Genomic DNA, 25,180 nt, shown 5'->3' with positions numbered 1-25,180 from the left:
CGTAATGACAGTTCTTCGCAGTCATATTTTTAGTCGTTCCAAAAATGCAAAATGTAATCCACGCTATTCTGTTTGATTTTCTCACCCTTCGGGCGAGCCGGGTGCACTCATCTGCCGCGTTATCAGAGCCTTGAGGTAAACCACTACATCTTCAGCTCTGATGCCTTGCATATGAGCGCACCCAACTCGTGAAATATCCGGGTTAGCCCGGATATTTCATGAGAAAACAATCAGGACTAAGGAATAATCCGTAATGACAGTTCTTCGCAGTCATATTTTCAGTCGTTTCAAAAATGCAAAATGTAATCCGCGGTATTCTGTCTGATTTTCTCACCCTTCGGGCGAGCCGGGTTAGATTCTGTTAACGAGGTGGGTTTGTCGGAATCCTCTCAATACGGCAATGGATCAAAAAGTGAATCGCGGTCATTGTCTTTCCTGTTTTTCTCTGTTCCTGGAATGAAGAAATAAGGTTTTGAATACTCTTGATGATGGCTTGACATTACTAAATTTTTTTGCCATGTTGATGGTACAAAAGTTAGTATACAATATACTTAAACTTAAGTAGTTGTAAATATGGGTATAATTTTCTATGCTCGCGATGGTAGAAATTCAAAGAGGTAGGCTAATTGTTAGGCGTCTGTATGGTTTAAGTCAATTGTTCAATGAGGTTAGATCTACTGCTTATGGTACAAAGTGATGATGCGGCTGCAGTGTTTCTGTAACCGCGTAGCGTCTCTCGGTGCAGTTGATTCTGTGAGGGTATGGTTTCAGTTCCCCAGCGGAGGATGTGTTTGAACCCGTATAGATGACAAAGTCCCATATTATGCATGATGTCACATGCGGGACAGGTGTGTGCTCAGCCTCTGGTTGACCACTTTTCATAGCAAATAGCTGTGTCGCCAAGACCTATTTGTCATGCCTTTTCATGTGCTTGATTTTCATTGGCGTTGACAGCTTTTTTTTGGCTTTTATCGGACCAATGTTCAATATGGGTAACATTGACAACCTATTGGCCGCTTAAACACTGCTGAATCCCCGGCGGTAAATGAATCCGGAGGGGATATAACAATTTGAAATCAGGAGGAAAGATGAGTAAGTTCACTTTTTGTTTGATTGTTGCCATGGTGCTTTTGGCAGGTGTCGCATCTGCTGAGACCATCATTATCTGCAACCCGGGGGTTCAGGAGGCCGAGATCTCCCAAAAGACGCTGCAGAAAATTTTCCTCGGAAAAACGACCAAATGGGGCAACAACTCCAAGATTAATATCGTCGTACTCAAGGATACGGAACAGCACAAACTGTTTTTAAAGAACTGCATCCACAGGACCTATTCCCAGTGGAAAAGTCACTGGAAAAAAATGGTATTTACGGGAAAAGGAATAAAACCCCGGCAATTTGATGACACCGGGGCCTACCTGAAATACATCACCTCCACCCCCGGTGCTGTCGGATATATCGATGCAGGCCTTGCAAACGATACCGTCAAAATTCTCAACGTACAGTAGAACGCAGGAGTTTTTTACCGATGAAAAAATTCATAATGGCCGCCATTTTTCTCTGTTTTGCCTCAAACGCAGCCGCCGTTGATATGGCGTCTGTCCAACTCCACGGGTTTCTCTCTCAGGGCTACCTGAAAACCGATACCCACGATGCCCTGTTTGCCGAGACGTCATCCGGGGGAACCTTTGAGTTTAATGAATTCGGCGTCAACGTGGCCTCTCAGGTTAACGACGACTTGAGGGTGGGCATGCAGCTGCTTTCCCGGGATCTTGGGGAGATCGGTAACAATGAGGTTGAGCTGGACTGGGCCTATGGTGATTACAACTATCGCAACTGGCTGGGGATTCGGGCAGGGAAAATGAAAACCCCCTACGGCCTCTATAACCAGAGCCGGGACATCGATGCGGTGCGAACCAGTATCATGCTTCCCTCCAGTATCTACTCCGAAGGGTACAGGGAGTCCCTCTCCACGACCATCGGACTTGGCGCCTATGGCGAATTGCCCGGTGGCGTTGAATACCAGGTGGTCTATGGAACGACTCAGCTGAAAGAAGACGAGGGTGTTTCCAAAACGTTGGGCTTGCTAACAGAATTCTTTGGCGTCACTGAATTTTCGAACTCCTCTGTGGACTGGGCCTACTCGGGCGACCTTAAATGGTCTACCCCCGTTGACGGTCTCACCCTGGGAGCCAGCACCATGGGATACAAGGCGGCCATTTCGTCAGAAATTCCCTATGATGACTTCGATTTTAATTTGGAAGTTAAATCTTATGTCGGTTCCATGGAATATGTGATCGGAGACCTCACCCTGGCTTCAGAATACCAGCAAATGACAATTGACTATGCCATACCAACTTTCGGCTATGGTGACGAGACAACAACGGAAGAGTATTATTTTCTTGCAAGCTACCGGGTCAACGAGTGGTTTGAGATGGGAACATATTACAGTGTTGATTACTCTGATAAGGACGACAAGGATGGGGACAGCTACAAGAAGCATAATCATCCGGCAGCCAGGTCATGGCTCAAGGATTTTGCCCTGACCACCCGGTTTGATGTCAGTGACAGCATGGTGGTGAAGTTGGAAGGCCATTTAATGGACGGCCTTTACAATGTGGATTACGATGAATCAGACCCCGATGATACCTGGTACATGCTTGCAGCAAAGGTGACCTTTTCTTTCTAATGGCAACCCGGACTTAAATTCAACAACCGTGATGTTCCTCCTCCTCCTGGAACCCTGGGAGGGGGACACCAGAATGGTTGCAGCAGCAAGAGAGAATAGCTATGCGGAGAAGAATGACCATTTCAAAAAAAATCTGGCTCTGTGTCGGCCTTGCACTGATGGGCTATTTCGTCTCAATGGCCTTTGGCTTTTTTATTGCCAGGCAGACGGATTCAAAGCTGGTCACCGTTTCAGACTATCTGTTTCCTGCCTCCAGATTCAGCCAGGCCGCAGTGACCGCCTTTGACGACCAGATCAAGCTCTATACAGATGTCATTGTCACCGGGGATGACTCTCTGCTGGAGGAAGCCCAAAAAAAATCTGACCAAGCCAGAGACGCCCTGAACGGAATTTCCCGGCTGGCGGGTATCGATCAGCAACGCGCAGAAACTATCAACACGGCGATCAAGCGCATTGATATGTTTACCGATGAAGCTGAGCCTGTCTATCTGGCCATGGCTGCGGATGAGGAGATCAAAGGCGTTAATCTCGACACAGAGGCGCTGCGTCTCTCCAAAGAGACTACCGCCATCAAAGAAATTCTTGGGGAAATGACCCTTTACTTCGGGGACTCCCTCACCTCTGAACTGGCTGCGACAAACAGTGCCATTTTAAGTCAGCAGTACTGGAACTTGGGTCTGTTTTGTTTCATTGTGTTGAGCTCTACTTTGATTACGGCGTTGATCGTGTCAAAGTTTATCGCAGGGCCTATCCATCAGACCGTGGACATGCTTAAAAACATTGCAACCGGAGAAGGTGATCTGACCAAACGACTGGAGATCCACTCCGAGGATGAAATCGGTGAGATGGGAAAGTGGTTCAACCAGTTTATCGAAAACGTTCAGGGAATCATCGTCGATATTGCAACCAAAGCCGAAGACCTGAACCGTTCGGCGTCTGATCTCAATGGGTTGTCCACGAAGCTCTCCAGTGGCTCTAAAAACCTCACTGAGAAATCAACCTCTGTCCATACTGCCGCGGAAGCGATGAGCATGCATATGACAACGGTTGCTTCTGCCAGTGAAGAGGCCTCAACCAATGTCACCTCCGTGGCCGGTGCCACGGAGGTGATGAACGCCTCCCTGACCGGAATATCCCAAAATTCAGGGATGGCTCGAACCATCACAGCCCAGGCCGTGGACAAGACAAAGGACACCGCCGTAAAGGTCAGGGCGCTTGGGGCGGCTGCGGACGAGATTGGAAAGGTCACCGAAGTGATCACGAATATTTCTGATCAGACCAATCTCCTCGCCTTGAATGCAACCATTGAGGCAGCCCGGGCCGGTGAGGCCGGCAAAGGTTTTGCCGTCGTGGCCAATGAAATTAAAGCCCTTGCAATGCAGACCGCTTCCGCCACCCAGGAGATCAAGTCCAACATCGAAAATATCCAGCTCTCCACCCGGAATACGGTGGTGGAGATAGATGAGATCACAACGGTCATTTCGCGGGTCAACGATGTGGTGGAGACCATCGCAGATTCCGTTGATGAGCAGGCTGAAACTACCCATGAGATCGCCGGGAACATCGGCCAGGCCGCGGCCGGAATTCAGGAGGTCAGTGAAAACGTGGCGCAGACCACGACCGTCTCTCAGACGATCTCCATGGAGATGGAGGCGGTGGATGAATCATCGGCAGCGATCTCAGACAACAGCGAAAAGATTCAGTCAGGCAGCGTCGAGTTGTTTACCCTTGCTGAACAACTCAGGGATGTTGTGCAGCGATTTGTCGTTTAGGTATTGGAGCGTCGGGGCCGCGTGGCCCCGTTGCGGTAAAAAAGAGCCCCCGTCGGGATTGCCTGGGGGCCTTGGGCTTAAGCAACGCAGCGGGTAAACAGCTGATTGCAAATGTCCCCGAGCCGTATGTCCTGACCGTAACCGGCCAGGAAAGAGAGCCCCACAGGTACGCCTCGGACCTCTGCGACAGGGACGGTGATCTGAGGGGTGCCGGTCAAGCTTGAGATCGCGTTGACGCTCATGGACCGTGGGATGTGATCTCCTTCATAGAATCCTGGGGTGATCTTATCGACTCGGGGGGCCATATCCACCGTTGTGGGAAAACAGAGAATAGGTCCGTCGCAGAGAAAGGCATTCAATTTGTTTTGAACTATTCGCCAGCTCGTCGGAGATTGTTTTTCCCTGACATGTCCCCCCTGCGCCCAGCAACTGGTCCAGACAGATTGCATTTGCAACGGCCTTGGGGTGTGTGTCCATCCATCCCGGGCTCCCGTATCCCGTTTTTTCATGGGCCACATCGATGTTGTCTTTTAAAGCAAAAGACAATCCGTCTAATTCGCCCTGGGCGTAGGGCTCCAGCGTATTTTTACTGACAAACGGATCGGACAGGGTGTTGAGTTTGTATGGATTCATCTCTTCCCACCTTCGTATGTATCGCGCAGTGCTGTCCGGGTAAATGTCGGACGTGTCCGCATGAAAGGGGTCCTTTGTCCCCCGTGTTCAGGGGCTCACCTTACCGCTGATCTGTTTTTATCCTTTTTTTTTCAGGTGGCCAATGGCCTCCCTGAAATTCACGCTCAGCCGTTCTTTCGTTCCCAACTGAATAAACCCCAGCCGTTGGGCCTCTTTTTCGAGCTCGGCCATATGGAGGGCTCCCCAGGGGATGATGAGGGTGTCGTAGTGGGGGAGGGCCTTGTTGAACATGGCGAAGACGGTGTTATTTCTTTGGGTAAAGAGGTCGTGGGTGATGGCTTCCAGGACCTGCTCGATATGGACCTGGGCGTCGACCCAGGTGGTGTATCGCGCGTAGCCTTCGGGCAGGGAGTCGCTGCTCATGATGACGTTGGCCAGGACGCCGATGAAAGCGACGGTGACGGCCGAGAAATCGGAGAGATCGACGTCGGCGGAGACGATGTGGGGTTTTCTGTCGGTGGCGTTTATGGGGGGGGCTATGGGCAGAAAGTCGGAAGAGACCCAGGTGGCGTCTAAGGGCATCTGGGCCTGGGAGGCGAGGCCCAGGAGTTTGCCTATTCGGTCATAGGAGAGCTTGGTTTTAAGGAGACCTTCTCTATCGGTGACCCCTTCGGCCAGGATCAGGGTCTTGCCGTTGGCCATGGAGCCGCCCACCTCGTCGTAATAATCGGTGCGGCCGATATGGATCATGGGTACCAGGCGAAGGGTTTTGCCGTTTTTTCCGTAGATTTTTTCATTCATGTAGATGCCGGTGGGGGTGATGCGCATGAAGCCGGAGGTTTGGGTCTCTACGAAGGTTGTAAACGCGGAGAATCCGATGAGGCAAAGGGCGATGGGGATGAGGAGAAAACTGGCCAGAAAGAAAACAAGGGCGTTCTTGGCGCTGAACCAGGACCCTGAGAACATGGCGGGCGAGATGAGAAAAGGGTGATCCGAGTGCTTGCGCACCATCTGAAGCCCCAAAAGTCCGAGGACCAGCTGCCCCACGGCCATTACCAACCCCACGGCTCCTTCGGGGATAAAAAGCGGCATGGGCCAGAACATCAGACCGCCCCACATCGCGTAGCAGGTCATGGGCAGAAAAATCCGTTTCGGAATCCGCCGGTCCATCCCCATGGCAAAGAAAAACAGTCCCGACAGGAACAAAACCGAAAAGCCAAGAAGGTCTCGCACCTGAATCAGCAGATGCATGCCGCTTACGGCCATCAGAAGCTCGTCCAGGGTTGAAATGGCCCCGTCCGCCAGAAAAAGAATCAGAAAGAGATTGGCAAATTGTCGCATGGTGATTGCTGCCTTGTTTGGGTGAAAGCTGCCTCCGGCGGCAAGGTGTGCCACCTTGAAAGCGGGTTTGCGAATGCGCATCGGGTGTCGTCATGCCGGGCTGAAATGCGTCCGCATTCGCGTGGAGTGCAAGGGGACGCACAATGCGTCGCAAGTTCGTGTGCTGCAGGTGGGTACAATTCAATTCATCTGTTGAGTTTAACCGGAATAACTCCCAAAAAAGCCTCCGGCGGCAAGGTGGCGCCACCTTGAAAGCGGGTTTGCGAATGCGCATCGGGTGTCGTCATGCCGGGCTGAAATGCGTCCGCATTCGCGTGGAGTGCAAGGGGACGCACAATGCGTCGCAAGTTCGTGTGCTGCAGATGGGTACAATTCAACTCATCTGTAGAGTTTAACCGGAATAACTCTGCCGGAGGCCTAAGCTGAATAGTTACCAAACAAAAAAGCATTTTTTACCATGACATGAAGGGCCTTCGGGCAGAGCTACCTTTTTTTGAAAGCAGTGGCCGAAACGATTATTAAGGCCGGTTTTTATCCTCAGGCGATAAAAAAAGCCGCACCGGAGTGCGGCGCTCCACTACTCTCAACGTCATGGGCAAATAGGAATCATCCCCTGCCCGCCGGAGTTATTTCGGTTAAAGTCAACGGGGCGTTGGCTTCTGGCTATCTACAGCCCGGGCAATTGCGACGGACGGTGCGTTTCCCCGCACGTCGCAATCCTGCTTTCGAGGTGGCTCACCTCGCCGCCGGAGGCCTTTTTTTAGCTTTTTCCCTTACCCCATTCCCCCCATGACCTGCTTTCCTAATGTGCTTCGTTCCAGTTGTCGCCTACCTCGATGTTGACGGAGAGGGGCACGGAGAGCTCCCAGACGTTTTCCATGGCCTGCTGCATCAGGATTTTTACCTCTTCCACTTCGGCTTCCGGGGCTTCGAAGACGATCTCATCGTGAACGCTCATGATCATGCGGGTTTTGAGTTTCTTTTCTTTGATGATTTCGTGGCAGTGGAGCATGGCCAGTTTGATGAGATCGGCGGCCGTGCCCTGGATGGGGGTGTTCACGGCGGAGCGTTCGGCGAATTGCTTTACGTTCCGGTTGGAGCTGGTGATCTCGGGCAGGGGTCGGATGCGTCCCAGGAGAGTGCTGGTGGTTTTGGTTTTCTCGGCTTCGGTGATACAGGTCTCGATAAAGGTTTTTACGCCGCTGTAGCGCGCGAAGTAGTTTTCGATAAAGCTTTTGGCCATTTTCTGGGTGATCTTGAGCTCTTTGGCCAGGCCGAAGGGGCTCATGCCGTACATGATCCCGAAGTTCACGGCCTTGGCCTGACGGCGCATCTCGTTTGTGACAAAGAGCACATCGCAGTCGAACATTTCGGCGGCCGTGCGCTTGTGGATGTCCTCCCCGGAATTAAACGACTCGATGAGGATGGGATCACCGGAGCAGTGGGCCAGGAGGCGCAGCTCGATCTGGGAGTAGTCTGCCGCGATGAGTTTTTTCCCTTTTTCCGGGACAAAGGCACCTCGGATCATTCGGCCCTCGTCGCTTCGGACCGGAATGTTCTGAAGGTTCGGGTTGGAGCTGCTCAGGCGACCGGTGACGGCCACGGTCTGGTTGTAGGAGGTGTGGATGCGGCCTGTTTTCGGGTGAATCAGGCCCACCAGGGCGTCGGCGTAGGTGCTTTTCAGTTTGGAAAGGGTCCGGAACCGGATGATCTGGGCCGGGAGTTCGTGCAGGGCTGCCAGGGCGGTTAAGACCTCGACGTCTGTAGAATACCCGGTCTTCTTTTTTGTTTTTTTCTGGACGGGCAGTTCGAGTTTTTCAAAGAGAATGGCACCCAGCTGCTGGGAGGAGTTGATGTTAAACTCTTCTCCGGCCAGCTGGTAGATGCTCTCTTCGATGGTGTTCATTTCCGTTTCGAAGGTTTTTGCGATGGAGATCAGCTCCTCTTCGTTGACGGCCACGCCGGTGTATTCCATGTCGGCCAGGACGTGCATGAGGGGCATCTCCATGGTGTCGAACAGAGAGGTCAGTCCTTTCTCCTCCAGCTCTTTTGAAAAGAGCCGGGCGAGCAGGAGGGTGATGTCGGCGTCTTCGGCGGCGTAAGGCACGGCCTGGGAGAGGGGCACTTCGGAGAAGATCAGCTGGTTTTTGCCCTTGCCCGCCACCTCGTCAAATGTGATGTTCTGATGGTCGAAGAGATCCATGGCCAGATCGTCGAGGCCGTGGGTGCGCCGTGTGGGGTTTAAAATATAGGAGGCGATCATGGTGTCGAAGACGATGCCGGAAAGCGCGATACCGGAGCCTTTTAAGGCCAGGAGGTCGTATTTGATGTTCTGACCACATTTGGGGATGGTCGCATCCTCTAAGATGGGCTTCATGACGGAAAAGACGGTTTCTTTAGTCAGCTGTTTTTCAGATCCCAGGCCAGTGTGCCCGAAGGGGATGTAGTAGGCTTCGTGGGGCTCGACGGCCACAGAGATACCTACCACCTGGGCCAACATGGGGTCCAGGGCGGTAGTTTCGGTGTCAACGGCCACCAGGGGGGCGGCTTTTATCTTGTCAGCGAGCTCATGGAGGGCCACTTCGGTGAGCACCGCGTGATATGTTTTGGCTACTTTTTTCTGCGGCGCGCTGTACATCTTGATATACTTTTTAAACCCCAGCTCCTTGAACAGTTCGAGCAGGGCCTCCGCGTCCGGTTCGGGGACGATGAGGCTCTCTTCATCAAAGGGAAGGTCCGCATCGGTTTTGATGGTGACCAGGTCCCGGCTGATGAAGGCGAGGTCTTTGTGGGTGATGAGGTTCTCTTTTTGTTTCTTCTTGGTGAGGGTCTCTACCTGCTCATAGAGCCCTTCGAGGGAACCGAATTGATTGATGAGATCCGGAGCGGTTTTTTTGCCGATGCCGGGGACGCCGGGGACGTTGTCCGAGGTGTCGCCGGTGAGGGCCATGATGTCCACCACCTGTTCGGGCCAGACGCCGAGTTTTTCCTTTACGGCGTCTCGGTCCAGATAGACGTCACGGGCGGGATCGGAGATGACGCAGGTCTCGGAGACCAGCTGCATGAAGTCCTTGTCTCCAGAGACGATGACCACCTCGAAGCCCTCGGCTTCGGCTTTTCGGGCCAGGGTGCCGATGACGTCATCGGCTTCCAGTCCCTGCTGTTCCATGGTGGGGATGCGGTAGGCCTCGGCCACTTGGTGGACAAAGGGAATCTGCTGCCGCAAGTCGTCGGGCATGGGGGGCCGGTTCGCCTTGTACTCCTCGTACATCGTGTGGCGGAAGGTGGGCCCCTTGGCGTCAAAACAGATGACGGCGTGGGTGGGGGCAAAATCGTTCATCATCTTGACAATGATGTTGGTAAAGCCCAGCACCGCGTTGGTGGGCAGTCCTTCCGCGTTGGTCAGGGGGGGGAGGGCATGGAAGCTGCGATATATATAAGCACTGCCGTCAATGAGGTAGATTTTTTTTTTATCGGTCATCGGATTTTAAGGCTCCAGAGGGCTGAGGGGCGGGAAGCGTGTTGACAGGGGCTTCTCGCTGCATTAACTTCAGCCCCGTATATATGGTGTGGCCTGAAAAAGACGATGCCCGCGCATCGTTTTCCCAGGGACGTCATGAGAGGATGGCCCACCTTCTGTGGGACGATTCATCCCCTGGCAGCGGTGCCGTCACAGGACTATCGGGTTGTTTACGTGTCGATAAGAATCATTGCACCGAAGATTCGCCACAATGGCTTTTTACCTACCATGAATAGGGCCAAACGGCAAACCTTGGAGGTGACCCATGGCAGAGAAAAAAGGCAAAATTCTTGTCTCGGACCGACAGATTAAAGAGCGGCTGGAAACAGCAAGGATCATCGCGGTGGTGGGGCTCTCCCCCAAGCCTGAACGGGATTCTTATGATGTCGCCCGGTACATGCAGGACAATGGTTACACCATTGTCCCCGTGCGCCCGGCTCAAAAGGAGATCCTGGGTGAGAAGGCCTATAAAACCCTGGATAGAGTGCCTGGACCCGTGGATATTGTGAATGTCTTTCGTAAAAGCGAGGATATCATGCCCCATGTGGACGAGGCCATCGCGGTCGGCTGCAAGGTGTTTTGGATGCAACTCGGTATCGAGAACAGGGAAGCCGCTGAACGTTTGACCGATCACGGCATTGACGTGATCATGAACCGGTGTATTAAGGTGGATCATGCCTCATACTTCAAAAAAAATATCCTCGTATAAACTGAAAAAAATGAAAGCCCAGAAAGAACCCTGCCATTGCTGTGGGAAGGGCAACCTCACCTTTGCCTACCGCTGTCGATGCGGTTTTACCATGTGTCAGGACTGTATGGCCGAAAATGTCTGGGGCATGACCTGTAACGGTATTACCTGGGAGTGCCCCGATTGCAGTGCGCAGAACGGGTTCGGGAACCAGTAAAAGGTTCGCCGATGGCAGTCCAGGCTGCGTCACAAGATTTGGCCAGGGACATCCTACGTGGAAAAACAATAACGGGCTTGAGGTGATCACGTTTGATCGCTTCAAGCCCGTTTGTGTTTTAAATTGATGGAGCGCAGCGACTCCTCGAACGAAGCACGAAGAACGTTTTTCCCCTTGGCTACAGAATAAACTTCAGCACAAAAATGACGGCGATGGCGTACATGACCGGGGAGACCTCTTTGTATCGGCCGGAGAGGACTTTTAAGATGACGTAGCTAAGCATGCCGAAGACGATGCCCTCGGAGATGCTGTAGGTGAGGGGCATCATCAGGAAGGTGATGAAGGCCGGCAGGGCTTCTGTGGCGTCTTCCATGTCGATGTTCTGGATGGGGGAGAGCATGAAGAAACCCACCATCACAAGGGCCGGCGCCGTGGCGGCTACGGGGATCATGAGAAAGATGGGGGCCATGAAGAGGGCCAGCAGGAAGAGGACGGCGGTGGTGAGGGCGGTGAGGCCGGTGCGGCCGCCTTCGGCAACCCCTGAGGCGCTCTCCACATAGGTGGTCACGGTGCTGGTCCCCATGCAGGCTCCGAAGGTGGTGCCGACGGCATCGGCAAAGAGGGCCTGTTTGGCTTTGGGGAGACGTCCTTTTTCATCTAAGAGGCCGGCTTTGGCGCCAATGCCCACGAGGTTGCCGACGGTATCGAACATGTCGATGAAGAGGAAGGTGAAGAGGACCACGGCCATGTCGGTGGTAAAGAGTCTGGAGAAATCGAACTTGAACATGATGGGCTCAAGGGAGGGCGGTGCGGAGAAGAGTTTCAGCCCCTCCACGCTGGTGACGCCCAGGGGAATTCCCACGAGGGTGGAGGCCATGATGCCCGCCAGAAGTGCTCCCTTTTTGTTCAGGGCCACCAGGGCACCGGAGACGGCGATGCCGATGAGGGCCACCCAGACGGTGTGGTCGCCCATGTTGCCGAGGGTGACGAGGGTGGGCTCGCTTTTCACGATAATCCCTGCCCCTTTGAGGCCGATCAGGGCGATAAAAAGACCGATCCCTACGGAGATGGCATTTTTAAGGGAGAGGGGGATGGCGTTAATGATCGCCTCACGAACATTGAAGAAGGTGAGTACGATAAAGATGAGGCCTTCGATGAAGACGGCGGTGAGGGCCATCTCCCATGAGTAGCCCATGTTCAGGACCACGGTATAGGCGAAGAAAGCATTTAAGCCCATGCCAGGGGCCAGGGCAAAGGGGAGTTTGGCCACCAGAGCCATGACGAGGGTGGCTACAAAGGCGGACAGGGCGGTGGCGGTGAAGAGGGCGCCTTTGTCCATGCCGGTGGTGCTCATGACATCCGGGTTGACGGCGAGGATGTAGGCCATGGTCATAAAGGTGGTCAGGCCCGCGATCATTTCCGTCCTGACGGTGGTTCCGTTCTCTTTGAGCTTGAAAAAGTTCTCGAGCATCTTTTTTAGTCACCTTTCTGGTGGTTCACGTCTGTCCCTGACACGGGCGGGCAGGGCTTATCATTAGGTCAAGACCTTCGCATCACGGCTTATCTTTTTTTTAAGTCTCCGGCGGTGGCTTGGTCATCCGAGGGACAAAAAAAGAGTGCCGGCATAATGAAACCCTAAGATTTGCATAATACCGGCACCGTTTTTTTTATATAACATTATGTGCGTGTTCGGGAAAAGGCCTTTTTTGAATATGTTATCCTGCCAGACCGGATGAGACAAAAACTCCCGAACGCGGGCGTGTTCCTTTTATTCTGCTTTTTTTGCAGGGGGCAGAACTTCCAGGAGCTCTATCTCGAAGATGAGAACCTCATTGGGGCCGATGGCATTGCCGGCGCCCCGGTCCCCGTAGGCAAGGGCCGGGGGAATAACAAGCTTCCACTTGGCGCCGGGTTTCATCATCTGAAGGGCTTCAATCCAGCCGGGGATGACATTTCCAACGGAGAAGATGCCCGGTGACTTTCGTTGGTAGGAGCTGTCAAAAACCCTTCCATTAACCAGGGCTCCTTTGTAGTTCACCTTGACCTGATCGGTGACTTTTGGGCTCTCTCCTTTGCCTTCCGTGATGACTTCGTACTGGAGGCCGGATGGCGTGACTTTAACGCCCTCTTTTGTTTTGTTTTCGGCGAGGAATTTAGTGGCCTTTTCGAGGCTGTTTTTAAGGTACTTGTCCTTCAACATAGTACTGGCCTTGGCTTCGGCACTATCCATCTCTGCCTCGGTCATGACCGTTTTGATGTCATAAAAGCCATCATTCAGTCCTTTGACCAGTGTCTTGTAATCCACGTCGACGAAGTTCGCTTTCAAGTTTTGGCCAATTTTGACACCGATGGTGTATCCGATTTCTTCCTCGAAATTATTAAAAGGGCCTTTTTTTGCCTCTTCGGCTGTGGCAACGGTGACCAGCATCAGGGTCATGATCAAGGCAATCGATGCAGAGAGCAGATTTTTTTTCATGGGGTGTCCTTTGGGTTGACAGGTCGTTGGTTGGGAGCTCCCGATGGGAGGTATCCGATCTGGACCGTTTTTGCGGATGGGTTCGCAGGTGGCGCTGATAACGGTTAGCGCCCCTTATATAAGGCAACGGTCAAATTTTTAAAGCACGTTTTTGGGGTACATACCACGCAGAGAGCCTGGGGGTCAAATGTCGGTGAACCCGTCGTTATTCATGAGCGTGTTTCAGACGGCCAGTCAAGCGGTGTGTCGTCTTTTACACCCTCTGTGGTGGTCTGTTGTTTCTGGTGCCAGAGATCCTTCTCTTTACAGCCCCAGAAAGGTTGATATTTCGGCAAGGCTCTGGATGTAACCATCGGCTTTGAGGTCTGGGTTGTCGAAGGCCACGAAGGGGACCCCGGCAGCCTGGGCAGCATGTTGATCGGTGGAGGCGTCACCAATATAGAGAATCTCCTCGGCCGATACATCGAAATGGGCCATGATTTTCAGAAGCTGGTCCGGAGCGGGTTTGGCGTTCTCCACATCCTGGGAGGTGACCACCAACTCGAACAGGTCGTCCAGTTCATAGAACGCAAGGACAGTGGCCATGGTATTGGCCCGGTTGGTGGCAATGGCCCGTTTGCAGTGCGGTGACAGCGCTTTTAAAACCGTGATCAGGTTGGGTTCGATTTTCATATGGGGGATGAGGGAGGCATAGTCGAAGGCCGCGGTTGCGGCACGAACTTCGGTCATCTCGACCTTTCCATCAAAAAGATGGACCAAGGCTTCCCCCACGGTGGCCATATGGACGTAGCGGAATTGAGCCTCGGTCATGGAGGGCAGGCCGAACTGTTCCAGGATGGTGTTGTAGTAGGCGCGGTTGGTCTCTTCGGTGTCAAACATGACACCGTCGCAGTCAAAGGCGACCACACGAATTTTTTGGGGGTCAATTTTTATTGTCATGATTTGCTTTATAAAAAAGCCCCTGTGATCGGGGCTTTCTATGTCTGAATGTGGATGGTTTCGTTGGCGCGTCTCTTTTTCCTGCAGACCTGTGGACAGGGCCTTCGGATGCGCATGTTGCATGATACGGTAACGAGGCAGCTATACCTTTTTTCGAAGATACAGGGAGACCTGAATCTTTATCTCCGGCTTGAGTTTGCTGTCGGTGCCGAGGGTGATGAGGCTGGAATATCTCCCCTCTTTTTTGGCCACGTTGGTGACGGAAATCTCGTATTCCGGGCCATTTTTTCCCTTCACTTCTTTGAGCTTCACCGAAAATAATTTCGGATCAATGGGGCGGGCTGTCAGGAGCTTGAAGGGGGATTCGCGATTGGGGACAATGCGTACCGTCCTGACGAGATCCTGCCCTTCCGTTCCGATGAGCCGGACCTGTCTCGGCGTGATGGAGACAAATTTTTTAACAAGCCCTTTAAAGATAAGGGAGGTGGATCTTTTTTTGGGGTCGTTGGAGAGCACCTGGATGCTGCGCTTGAATTCTCTGCCCCCATATCCATTCGTATTTCCAATGATTGTAATGGTTCCGCTGCCGCCCGGCGCGATACGCTTCGTAAACGAAGCGGCGGTGCACCCTCAGCCGGGGCGTACTTTGGAGATGCGGAGTTCTTCGGAACCATGGTTCTCAAGGGCAAAGACGTGTTTGACGTGGGTGCCTTCCATGGTGGAACCAAAATTAAATTCGGATTCAGGGAAATAGATTGAAGGGCCTTTGGCGGTCTCGGCGACCGCAAGGGGTAGATGGGCACAGAGCAACCAAAGGGCCAGTACCATCATTTTTTTGAGCATGATTTCACCTCAGTTTCGTGTGTTGCTGTCGTCGCGAGGGGACACAGGGGATGAGCGTGAATGGCTGAGTATCAGGCATCAGCATCGGCGAATAGTGTATGTTTCTCTCGGGGTGTTGTCAAGATGAAGGGCAGGCTCCGTGTCGTTCCTGACGGCATGTTGAAAGATGACCTTTTTGATTGTTCCTTTCTGGGTATCAAAAAGCGCAAAACTCGGGTCGCCATTGGACCCCATAATTTCTCCAGGATTCAGGAGGGTGCAGGCACCGATCTTCTCTTCATGCCAGGTGTGGGAGTGTCCGCAGCAGACAAGATCGAAGCTGCCGGTGGCGGCAAAGGCTCGGCCCACCTCGGGGTGATGGGTAAAGGCGATGCGGCAGCCGTCCAGGGTGATTTTTCCCACCACATCATGAAGGTGGATATGGGAAAGCTCCTGAAAAGCAGCCCTCGCCAGGGTCAGGACGCTGCCGTCGTTGTTGCCGAGGACCCCGTAAACGGGAAGCCCCACTTTGTCGAGGTGTTTTAACATGAAGGGGGCCACGAAATCACCGCAGTGGATGATGGCGTTGGCCTTGGCTTCTGTGATGAGCGTAAGGGCTGTTTTCAGGTGCCAGATGTTGTCGTGGCTGTCGCTCATGATGGCTATAATCATGGTTTTTTCCTTTGGACCATGGCTTTTTGACGAAGGTATGGGGTGGGGCGCTTAAATGAGGGGCGCTTCCTTTTCATTTCTTTGTCAATGGGGTCAACCGAAGGGGGCCAACCGAAATGTTGGCATGATACCTTGTTTCCCGGCGTCATGGGGTTACATTTATTTAATGATAGATAAGGGGCTGTTTCTAAGGCCCGGACGGTTCGTTGGGGGGCTCCAACTGGATTTATTTTGTAACGGTTCAGCTTATGCCTCTGGCCGCCCTGCCGGGGACTAAACTTTTGAAAAGTTGATTAAACCTGCTTTCAGGGTGGCACACCTCGCCGCCGGAGGCTGCTTTTCATGAGCTGAATAGTTACTTTATTTTTTACCCCAGCGCGTAGGGGTCGACATCCACTGAAATAGAGATGCCGGAAAATCCTCCTTCTTTATGAAATGCGGCGAGAGCCTCTGTGGCCATTTTTTTCATGGCGGACGGGGAGTCTCCTTTCAGGAGAATTTGCCAGCGATACCGGCTCATGGCTCGCGTGAGGGGGGCCTCAGCCGGCCCCATGATGGCGATGCCGTTGCCGGGACGTCGTTCCCAGAGGAGGCCGGAGAGTTTTTGGGAGGCGGTGCGGCATTTTTCCCGGTTTTTATCGGCGATGCGCAAGAGGATAATTCGAGTAAAGGGGGGGTAGGCCAGAGCCCGCCTGAAACTTGTCTCCTGGGTGTAAAAGGCTTCGGCGTCGTGGTTCACGGCGCAGCCGATGGTAAAGTGGTCCGGCACGTAGGTTTGAAGGATGACCCGTCCGGGTTTGTCTCCCCTTCCGGCGCGTCCGGCCACCTGGGCCAGGATCTGAAAGGTGCGTTCTCCGGCTCGGAAGTCGGGCAGGTTCAGGGCGGTGTCGGCACAGATGACGCCCACCAGGGTGATATCAGGGAAGTCATGCCCTTTGGCGATCATCTGGGTCCCCACCACGATGTCGACTTTTTTCTCCCGGACCCCTTTGAGGATCTGTAGAAGAGAGCCACGCCGTGCCGTGGTGTCCTGGTCCATTCTTGCCACGACTTTTTGGGGGAAGAGGTCTTTGACGGCCTCCTCCACTTTTTCCGTGCCGCTGCCCAGGAGCTTGATTTTGTGGCCGTTGCAGATGCGGCAATGGGTTTTGGCGGGCTCGAAGTAGCCGCAGATATGGCACCGAAAGGCATTGACGCCCTTATGGAAGGTCATGGAGACATCACAATGGCGGCATTTCAGGGGCTCGCCGCAGTGGGCGCAAATGGGGGCGCCGGAAAAACCCCGTCGGTTGAGAAAGAGCAGGACCTGTTCATCACGGTTCAAGGTCTGGGTCATGGCCTCCACGAGCCGGGGGGTGAGAAAGGTATGGATCCCGGGGAGGTCTTTGAATTTTTTGAGGTCCACCACCTCAATTTCGGGCATGGGCTTTTTGTTGACCCGTTTTGTCAGGAGCACCTCTTTAAACTTGCCGGTCTCGGCGTTCCAGGCCGATTGGATGGAAGGGGTGGCCGACCCCAAAAGGACCACGGCCCCCTCCATGCGGGCGCGGACCGCGGCCAGGTCCCGGGCGTTGTACCGCAAGCCGCTCTCCTGTTTGTAGGAGCCGTCGTGCTCTTCGTCCACGACGATGAGGCCGATGTTGGATAATGGGGCGAAGATGGCGGATCGGGCACCAATGACGACACTCACTTTTTTTTCGGCAATTTTAATCCACTGGTCGTAGCGTTCTCCGTCGGAGAGGCCGCTGTGCAAAACGGCAATGCGGTCGCCGAATCGGGCTTTGAACCGACGGTCGGTCTGGGCGATGAGGGCGATCTCAGGCACCAGCACCACAGCTGTTTTTCCGGCCTGGAGGGTCTCCTCAACCAGGCGCATGTAGACTTCGGTTTTTCCACTGCCCGTGACCCCTTTTAAAAGAAAGGTGGCGTATCCGCAGGAGAGCTGTTTTGACACCGTGGTCACCACCGTCTGCTGCTCAGTGGTGAGCGCCGGGGGAGAGTCGGGGACGATCTCTTCGCCCAGGGGGGAACGCTCCACACGATTTTCGGACAGGTGGATGAGTCCCATCGCCACCATGGGGGCCAGGGTGCTTTTGGCGGAGGGCAGTTTTCGGTTGAGATCGGCTCGGGCGGTGGGGCCATGGACACGCAGGAAATCGATGAGGTGCTCTCGTTTTTCCGTGAGCCCTTTTTGGGGGTAGGGGCCGAAAGCGGCTTCTGCGATGGTTTCCATTTTGGCCCGGGTCCGTGCGGTGCTGAGTTCGCGGGTAATCGCGACCCACCCCTTGTTTTCGAGGGTGTTGATCAGCGAACGGGAAAAGGGGGTTTCCTCTTCCACCAGCTGCTTTAAGGGGGCTGAGGCGCTTGCGAGCTGGGTGAGAAGTGACTGCTCTGGTTCCGGGAGGAGGGCGTCGGCACAGGCTGTTTTTCCGGAATCCGTCAGGGTTACCACTTGCTGATCCACCACGTTGAGGCCACCGGGCAGAGCGGTTTTGATGACATCCCCCATGGGGGCAATGTAATAGTCTGCGATCCATTGAAACAAGGGGACCATCTCAGGGGTAAAGAGAGGGCAGGGGTCCAGGGTGTCGATAATCTCCTTGATCCGCATCTTTTTGTGGGGAGGGGCAAAGGCGGTGATGTAGCCGGTCACAGTCCGTCGCCCAAAGGGGACGAGAACCCTTGATCCCACGGCGGCGTGGGGTCGCAGATTTTCCGGTACCCGATAGGTGTAGGGGCCGGAGAGCGGCAGGGTGACGGTGACCTGGGCGTAGCAGATGGCGTCGGGCATAAAGATCTCGGTTTCGTCTATTTAAATGGCCCGGTTTTGGAGGGCGCGGGCAATGGGTTGATGACTATGCGCTTTATGGTGGGCCGGGTCGGTCCCATAGGCTCTCGGGATGATCCCACGGCTTATTAAACCCCGACAATATAATGGGTCGCAATCAAAACCACAAGCGCCAACCCGAAACCTTTTGCAACTAAGGAAAAAACAGGTTGAAATTTTAGGATGGTTTTTATATACTTCGTTGATTTTACTATCTGGTTCGTGCCCTGTTTGCACGAATTCAGTGGAAGTCCGATAGGTTGTGCCAAGAATGTGTTGTATGGGGTACCACAGCCTCTGAGGGAACCCCATGAACAGCCATTCTTCACGTCTTCGGGTTTCAGCTGTGTGACGGTGGGATGCCTTGTTGATTCGGATGGACGTGTCGATGGGCTGAAGGCACGAACTCACCGGGTAATATCATGACAAAAAAAAGTGAATGGACACTTGGGGAAACCGTTGCTCCGCTAATCAGGCTGTTTGTATTCGGGTTTGTCGGGTGAACAAAAAATAGTAAGTTATTAGATTTGGCTTCAGGAGGACTTATGGCCGTACATGTTGCAGAACATCCACTGATCAAGCACAAACTGGGCTTGATGCGTGCAAGAAATATATCCACCAAAGATTTCAGGGACCTCTCTTCGGAAGTGGCCCGTCTTCTGACGTATGAAGCCACCAAAGACCTGGAAACCGAAGAGGTGGAAATTGACGGGTGGGCCGGCCCGGTGACAGTCGAGCGTATGAAAGGCAAAAAAATCACCATTCTTCCCATTCTTCGTGCCGGACTCGGGATGATGAACGGGGTGATCGACCTGATTCCTTCTGCCAAGGTCAGTGTGGTGGGGCTTTATCGAAATGAAGAGACCCTGGAGCCTGTCGTTTATTATGAAAAAATGGCAGGGGATATGGACAAGCGGATTGCGTTGATTCTCGATCCCATGCTGGCCACCGGCGGCACTCTTATTGCCACCATCGACATGTTGAAAAAGGCCGGTTGCAACAGCATCCGCGGCCTGTTTCATGTGGCAGCACCCGAAGGGATCAAGCGGGTCATGGATGCGCATCCCGATGTCGATATCTATGTGGCCGCTGTGGATGATCGGCTCAACGACAAAGGGTACATACTTCCGGGCCTCGGTGATGCCGGGGACAAGATATTCGGTACGAAATAGATTTTCGGGAGGGGCATTTGCCCCTCTTTTTTTATGCCCTTTTTACCGTGGTGGCGGGTCAGGCATTCCCTTGGGGTGCCTGACCCGCCTCTCGGGGCATGACAGGTTGTTTTGAAATACGGGTCCTTTCGGGGACCCTTTTTGTGGGGTTTTGCCGGAAATCCGGTAAGACGATCGGATGTCCCTTCGGTGCACTCGCCTGATGGAGGGGCGATCGTTTTTAGTGGGACGTTTCGGTAAGGGATGATGATTTACACCATGGGTGTGCTGATCAGGAGGGAAAATGACAAACAGCGGCAAGAGTGATTACCGATTTGACGTGAAGGACTGTTACCTCGGAGCCCAGATGCTTTTTGTGGCCTTCGGGGCCTTGGTTCTGGTGCCTATTCTGACGGGGCTGAATCCGAATGTGGCCCTTTTTACCGCCGGGGTGGGGACCTTGATTTTTCAGGTGGTGACCAAAGGGAAGGTGCCAATTTTTCTTGCCTCTTCTTTTGCCTTTATCGCTCCTATCTCTATCGGGGTTCAGCAGTGGGGCATTGCCGGTACCATGAGTGGGCTGGTCGCTGCCGGCTTTTTTTATATCCTGCTAAGTTTTTTGATTCGCTGGCAAGGCTCTGCTGTTATTGAGAAGGTTCTGCCCCCCGTGGTGACCGGGCCGGTGATTATGGTCATCGGGTTGATCCTGTCTCCCGTGGCCGTGAATATGGCCACCGGTGTGGCCAATCCTGCGGCCATCATTCCCAAGAATATCGCGCTGATTGTTTCCATGGCGGCGCTGGGGACCACCATTCTCGTCTCTCTTCTGGGGCGTGGCATGATGAAATTGATTCCGATTCTCTGCGGCATCGTGGTGGGGTATATCGTGGCCCTTTTTTATGGGCTGGTGGATTTTACCCCCGTGCGGGAAGCGGCCTGGCTCGCCATGCCTGAGTTTACCTTTCCGAAATGGAACACCGAAGCCATCTTTTTTATTATCCCGGTCGCCATTGCACCGGCCATTGAACATTTCGGCGATATTCTGGCCATTGGCGGGATTACCGGAAAAGATTATCTGGAAGATCCCGGGGTCGAGAACACTATGTTAGGTGATGGTCTCGCAACCAGCTTCGCTTCTCTTCTTGGCGGCCCTCCCAACACCACCTATTCCGAGGTAACCGGGGCCGTGGCATTGACCGGTGTTCGAAACGCAGGTGTCATGACCTGGGCCGCTCTCACGGCCATTCTGCTCGCCTTTGTGGGCAAACTCGGGGCGCTTTTATCCACCATTCCCACGCCGGTGATGGGGGGCATTATGCTGCTCCTCTTCGGTGCGATTATGGTGGTGGGCCTGAACTCCCTTGTGCGGTCCGGTGAAGATCTCCTGGAAGCCCGGAACCTGACCATCGTGGCCCTGATTCTTGTCTTCGGTATCGGTGGCATGAGCTTTTCTGCCGGGCAGTTCACCTTGCAGGGGATCGGCCTCGCCGGCGTTCTTGGCGTCATCCTGAACCTCGTGCTCCCCCGGTGTCGGTGTCATGTGGGGGAAGATCATTAAACGATCGACCTGATCGTTTAATTTTCCTTCTTTTTTCCAAAAAAAAGCTCGCCATGATGGCGGGCTTTTTTTGTTTGGTTTGAGCCTTTGATGATTAAAAAAGGGTGAGGGGGTGAGGGGGATGCATCGTACGTTGCAAGCGCATGGGCACCCTCTCTCCCCGTTTCATAAAGTCCGGCAGTATTCCATAACCACCCTGGATTCCCGCCTTCGCGGGGAAGACGACAAGCGTAGGGTGCTGTCAGACCGGGATCATAAAGAAAAAATGGATAGCTGAATAGTTACAACTTTTCAAAGGTTTAGCCCCCGGCAGGGCCGCCGGAGGCTTACGCTGAATACTTCGTTTTTTTAAAATTGTTGGAGCGCAGCGACTCCTCGAACCAAGCACGAAGTACGTTTTTCAGGGTTTACCACCGTGCAAAGTGGTCTTCGCAGAAGCCGGAGGCCTTTGTCAGGGCTACGGGGGGCGCATCGGGTGGGGAGAGGGTGCCGGTGAAGCTTCCGCAGAGCTGGGTGAAGAGGCTGCCCATGACCAGGGCGTTGACTTTCTCGTCTCGGTGGCCTTCGGGGGTGAAGGTGAGATCGACGATGCCGTCCATGGAGGTGAGGTGCCAGGGGCCGGTGGTGTCGTTCTCTTGATAATCGAAGTGAACCGGGCCGATGTGGGTGGGGGCACCGTCGATCCAGATCATGTTCTCGGTGAAGCCGGTCTCGTTGACCCCGGCGGCCAGGTTCATGCCGAAGGAGCGGCCGTCTTTAAGCATGGCGGCGGAGGAAGCCCAACTCCAGAAGGTCTCACGCCGCATGTAACCGGCGGACCAGTCGGTGAGCGCCAGGACTTCGGGTGAAGCGATGTTCGAGGATTTTCCATTGACCGTCATGGTGCCCGTGATGGAGACGGGGGCGCGCTTGTCGGTGTAGGTCCATCCCCGGTAGCCGGTGCGGGAGACGACGCGCAGCGGGTGGGGGTGAGGGGCGGTGAAGTCCGCCTTCAGTGAGAATTTTTCGGTGTGGCAGTCCACCCCTGTCTCTGAGAGGGTGAGATCAAGGGCCGCTGTCTTGATGCGGCTCAAGGGGGCATCGGGGGTGGGACGGATGGCGGCTCGCCAGGGGGAGAGGACCGAGACCTCCGTAAGGGCCCCGGTTCTTCGGTCGAAGTGATAGGCAAATCCATTTTTGATGAGCCCCAGGTGGACCACCGCCACCCCGGCCATAAATTCCTCAGCCAATAATCCCACGAAATGAAACCGATTGAATTTCAACCGCTTGTACAGGGCGCTTCGCCTGCGGCCAAAGGGGGCTTTGAGGCCGAAATCAAGGAAGTTGAGTTCGCCCACTGGACCGTTCTGGTACCCGTAGGGGAGGGTGCCGTCCTCTCTGATTAACTGTTTCATCTGTCCTCTCTCGGTTGATGGAAACAAGGCCTGTGATGGGGAAGACGCCCAACCGGCGATTGCCATACAAAATCAGGGCCAGCGTAAAAATAAAACACACAAAAAGCGATGCCTCCGGCGGCAAGGTGATCCACCTTGAAAGCCTGTTGCCACCTTGAGTTGCCTCTCGTTCTCCGAGTCGAAGAACAGTGATAGTTATAAAATACAGGTGTTTTTATTTTGCGTGTGGGCCCTGACGTCCCTGATTCGCGGTCAAGGCACTAAGATAGTGTGTATATATCAGGCTATCGGTGTGATGACCAGAATCATGCGTAATTTGCAGGATTGTCGATAAATTACGCGAACTCTGTTTTTTTAGGTGATTTAGGTATTGCTGGTAAAACACAGGTATCAAAAAATAGTAATTTTATTGGATCGTTAAATGGCACTATGGAATTGTGATTCTAATTTTAGAGTGTAAATCGTGTTTGCGGTTGACAAGCCCTTTTCACGGTCTCTACAATCTCTCCCATCAAGTAAAAAAAGTTATTTTCCCGCTTCATCGGATTGACCATCAGTTGTTGGGCGTAAACATAGTTAGCTTGTAGCAACCGGTGACAATATAGGTAACAATAAACTTTTTGGGAGAGAAGTATGAAGGTGGAAAAAATGGTTAAAAAAGGATGGGTGGTCCTTGCAGCGGTGGTGCTAACCGCATCTTCCGCATTAGCGGCAAACATTGAAACCATGGGGATCGGTGTCATGAACACAGGCCAGGCAGGGGCTGTGTCGGCGTATTGTGACAACGTCTTTGCCGCTTATTACAACCCGGCGGGTTTGACGCTCATCGAAAAGCCGACCCTGACGGCGGGCTCCATGGTCTATCATGCCCAGATCAAGGTGTATGATTGGAATGTGACGGGATATCCGACTGACCCCGCTTATGGTGGTGCTTTTGAAAATGGAAATGTGGCAAAAGGCCCCTTAGATTTTGACTCGGACGAAATGGTGGTAGCCAGTCCGTCGCTGGGTTTTGCCATGCCGATGACGGACAAGATCTCTCTGGGGGTTGCCGTCTATACGCCGTACGGCCTGCGGGTGACCTGGGATAAAGATCCTGCAAACTCACCGTCCAGTGCCTACGCCTGGGAGTCTTACTACGGGCGTGTGGCCTTCACCCCAACCCTGGCCTACAAGGTGAGTGACAAATTCTCCGTGGGCGTAGGCGTCAGCCTGGGACGTTCCGTCTCTGAGGCGGGAAAGACGGTTGAGTTTAGCGATGGGGCAAAGGCTGGCCTTGTTTCTATTGCTAAACAGGCAGACGCTAGCGAAGAAGATAAGAAAAATGCGTTCGGAGCTATGATGTTTGATGGCGCCCAGATGAAGCTGGAAGCCACTGATGACTTTAACTATTCCTTTAATGTGGGCCTCATGTATCGTCCCATTGAGCAGCTCTCCTTTGGTCTCACCTATCGGGGACGCACTGAGACCGATTTTGAAGGCGACGTGATGGTGAAGAATGCCACGGCAATAAATCCTGCAAATTTACAACCGATTTCTGGTCAGGGTGGGCTAAATTTGGATGGCTCCGTGAAAATGGAGTTCGATCACCCCGAGCAGGTTCAGGCCGGTGTTCGTTGGTTTGCCAATGAAAAACTTGAAATCGAAGCAGATGTGACGTGGACGGGTTGGAGTGTGAACAAGAGGCAGGATGAAAACATAACCCTTTTAGTTGGTGGCAAGGAGATGTTTCAGACCTTTAAGCATGATCGTTATTGGGAAGACACCACCGCCTACCGCTTGGGCGCCTCCTATCAGGCCACGGAGGCTTTTTCTTTCCGGGCGGGTTATACGTATGACCCCTCGCCTGTTCCTGATGAGACCTTTGAGTTTGGATGGCCCGACACCGATCGCAACGTCTATGCCCTGGGCATGGGGTGGAAGATCAATGATCGCTGGATGATGGATGCGGTTCTCCAGCACATCATTTCAACCGAAAAACGTCCGACCACGGGCGGCAGCACTGAGCTTAATACGAATTACAAAGGTGTTTACGGCCCCGGTGCGAAGGTATCCTGCAAAGACGAAGGCATCCTCTGGGGCGCCGGTGTGTCTCTGACCTACTCCTTCTAAGCTTTATCTGATCGTTTCACTGGCTCTGCCGGTGATGATGGCCGCTCCCTTTGTGGGAGCGGCCTTTTTTTGTGGCTGAAAGGTGTTTCTGACCGAAGGCTCTTCATGTTCTTGGTAGAAAATGTTTGTAACTATTCAGCTTTCCTTCGCCAGGTCGTTCGAGGCAAATGATAGAAAGATTCAAACGCCAATACGTCACGTCTTTTCATCACCGCGTAGGGTGCGGCTCCCGCACCTTCTACCGTAGAGAGGACCCTCGGCCTCGCAAGTTAACGATGACCACGAGTCTTATTTCAAAATGCGGTGTTTCCGGTTTACGATACGCCTGACGGTGCGCACGGCGCACCCTACGCATCCACCCGGTACTTCATT

At 53.5% G+C, this 25,180-nt stretch carries 18 protein-coding genes; 7 read left to right on the top strand and 11 right to left on the bottom strand.

All coding sequences use genetic code 11. The features are described 5' to 3' along the window. Nucleotides 1-1,088 precede the first annotated feature (1,088 nt). From Q1Q75_RS14045 to Q1Q75_RS14035, 3 genes are all read left to right on the top strand, one after another. Nucleotides 1,089-1,505, top strand: coding sequence for a hypothetical protein (locus Q1Q75_RS14045; RefSeq protein ID WP_300671857.1), 417 nt, complete (start codon nucleotides 1,089-1,091; stop codon nucleotides 1,503-1,505). Between the two features lie 20 nt (nucleotides 1,506-1,525). Next, nucleotides 1,526-2,686 (top strand): hypothetical protein, encoded by a 1,161-nt coding sequence (locus tag Q1Q75_RS14040; RefSeq protein WP_300671855.1) that lies wholly within the window; start codon nucleotides 1,526-1,528, stop codon nucleotides 2,684-2,686. 113 nt (nucleotides 2,687-2,799) lie between these two features. After that, a complete protein-coding gene (locus Q1Q75_RS14035; protein ID WP_300671853.1) occupies nucleotides 2,800-4,458 on the top strand; it encodes a methyl-accepting chemotaxis protein in 1,659 nt (552 codons plus the stop codon). Between the two features lie 77 nt (nucleotides 4,459-4,535). Here Q1Q75_RS14035 and Q1Q75_RS14030 read toward each other — a convergent pair whose 3' ends face one another. The 4 genes from Q1Q75_RS14030 to polA all read right to left on the bottom strand — a co-directional run bounded on the left by Q1Q75_RS14030 (nucleotide 4,536) and on the right by polA (nucleotide 9,913). Next, entirely contained in the window at nucleotides 4,536-4,763 is a 228-nt protein-coding gene (locus Q1Q75_RS14030) for a hypothetical protein (RefSeq protein ID WP_366945217.1), read from the bottom strand. Continuing rightward, nucleotides 4,744-5,091: an amidase family protein gene (locus Q1Q75_RS14025; RefSeq protein WP_300671851.1), complete on the bottom strand. Its 348-nt coding sequence runs from the start codon at nucleotides 5,089-5,091 to the stop codon at nucleotides 4,744-4,746. Before Q1Q75_RS14025 ends, Q1Q75_RS14030 begins: the two co-directional genes overlap by 20 nt. Nucleotides 5,092-5,208: 117 nt before the next feature. Further along, on the bottom strand, nucleotides 5,209-6,432 hold the full coding sequence (locus tag Q1Q75_RS14020; protein ID WP_300671850.1) for a hypothetical protein: 1,224 nt from the start codon (nucleotides 6,430-6,432) through the stop codon (nucleotides 5,209-5,211). An 802-nt stretch (nucleotides 6,433-7,234) separates the two neighbouring features. Then, a complete protein-coding gene (polA, locus tag Q1Q75_RS14015; protein ID WP_300671849.1) occupies nucleotides 7,235-9,913 on the bottom strand; it encodes a DNA polymerase I in 2,679 nt (892 codons plus the stop codon). A gap of 304 nt (nucleotides 9,914-10,217) precedes the next feature. Here polA and Q1Q75_RS14010 point away from each other — a divergent pair, with 304 nt between their 5' ends. Beyond that, nucleotides 10,218-10,661 carry a CoA-binding protein gene (locus tag Q1Q75_RS14010; protein ID WP_300671847.1) on the top strand — a complete coding sequence of 148 codons (444 nt, stop codon included), beginning with the start codon at nucleotides 10,218-10,220 and terminating at the stop codon, nucleotides 10,659-10,661. A 374-nt stretch (nucleotides 10,662-11,035) separates the two neighbouring features. On the opposite strand, the gene Q1Q75_RS14005 is transcribed toward Q1Q75_RS14010, so the two are convergent. The 6 genes from Q1Q75_RS14005 to priA form a co-directional block, all read right to left on the bottom strand. Beyond that, nucleotides 11,036-12,328, bottom strand: a complete 1,293-nt coding sequence (locus tag Q1Q75_RS14005) for an NCS2 family permease (RefSeq protein WP_300671845.1) — start codon at nucleotides 12,326-12,328, stop codon at nucleotides 11,036-11,038. 297 nt (nucleotides 12,329-12,625) lie between these two features. Further along, nucleotides 12,626-13,333: an FKBP-type peptidyl-prolyl cis-trans isomerase gene (locus Q1Q75_RS14000; protein WP_300671844.1), complete on the bottom strand. Its 708-nt coding sequence runs from the start codon at nucleotides 13,331-13,333 to the stop codon at nucleotides 12,626-12,628. A gap of 303 nt (nucleotides 13,334-13,636) precedes the next feature. Then, the gene (locus Q1Q75_RS13995; protein WP_300671842.1) at nucleotides 13,637-14,272 is read right to left on the bottom strand and encodes an HAD family hydrolase; all 636 of its coding nucleotides are present in this window, start codon (nucleotides 14,270-14,272) and stop codon (nucleotides 13,637-13,639) included. Nucleotides 14,273-14,413: 141 nt separating this feature from the next. After that, entirely contained in the window at nucleotides 14,414-15,115 is a 702-nt protein-coding gene (locus Q1Q75_RS13990; RefSeq protein ID WP_300671840.1) for a DUF1573 domain-containing protein, read from the bottom strand. 78 nt (nucleotides 15,116-15,193) lie between these two features. Beyond that, nucleotides 15,194-15,766 (bottom strand): YfcE family phosphodiesterase, encoded by a 573-nt coding sequence (locus Q1Q75_RS13985; RefSeq protein ID WP_300671838.1) that lies wholly within the window; start codon nucleotides 15,764-15,766, stop codon nucleotides 15,194-15,196. Between the two features lie 367 nt (nucleotides 15,767-16,133). Then, nucleotides 16,134-18,557: a primosomal protein N' gene (gene priA, locus Q1Q75_RS13980; RefSeq protein ID WP_300671836.1), complete on the bottom strand. Its 2,424-nt coding sequence runs from the start codon at nucleotides 18,555-18,557 to the stop codon at nucleotides 16,134-16,136. 581 nt (nucleotides 18,558-19,138) lie between these two features. On the opposite strand from priA, the gene upp reads away from it, so the two are divergent. Further along, nucleotides 19,139-19,765, top strand: coding sequence for a uracil phosphoribosyltransferase (upp, locus tag Q1Q75_RS13975; RefSeq protein ID WP_300671834.1), 627 nt, complete (start codon nucleotides 19,139-19,141; stop codon nucleotides 19,763-19,765). A gap of 283 nt (nucleotides 19,766-20,048) precedes the next feature. Beyond that, the gene (locus tag Q1Q75_RS13970; protein WP_300671832.1) at nucleotides 20,049-21,302 is read left to right on the top strand and encodes a uracil-xanthine permease family protein; all 1,254 of its coding nucleotides are present in this window, start codon (nucleotides 20,049-20,051) and stop codon (nucleotides 21,300-21,302) included. 407 nt (nucleotides 21,303-21,709) lie between these two features. On the opposite strand, the gene Q1Q75_RS13965 is transcribed toward Q1Q75_RS13970, so the two are convergent. Continuing rightward, nucleotides 21,710-22,696 carry a DUF2804 domain-containing protein gene (locus Q1Q75_RS13965; RefSeq protein ID WP_300671830.1) on the bottom strand — a complete coding sequence of 329 codons (987 nt, stop codon included), beginning with the start codon at nucleotides 22,694-22,696 and terminating at the stop codon, nucleotides 21,710-21,712. 633 nt (nucleotides 22,697-23,329) lie between these two features. Between Q1Q75_RS13965 and Q1Q75_RS13960 the strand changes: the two genes are divergently transcribed. Further along, nucleotides 23,330-24,808 (top strand): outer membrane protein transport protein, encoded by a 1,479-nt coding sequence (locus tag Q1Q75_RS13960; protein WP_300671828.1) that lies wholly within the window; start codon nucleotides 23,330-23,332, stop codon nucleotides 24,806-24,808. The last annotated feature ends 372 nt before the right edge of the window (nucleotides 24,809-25,180 follow it).

This window comes from Desulfoluna sp., from assembly GCF_030145185.1.
Taxonomy (GTDB): Bacteria; Desulfobacterota; Desulfobacteria; order Desulfobacterales; family Desulfolunaceae; genus Desulfoluna.
Note: the sequence above shows the minus strand (reverse complement) of the source record. Positions and strands in the feature narration are given on the sequence as shown.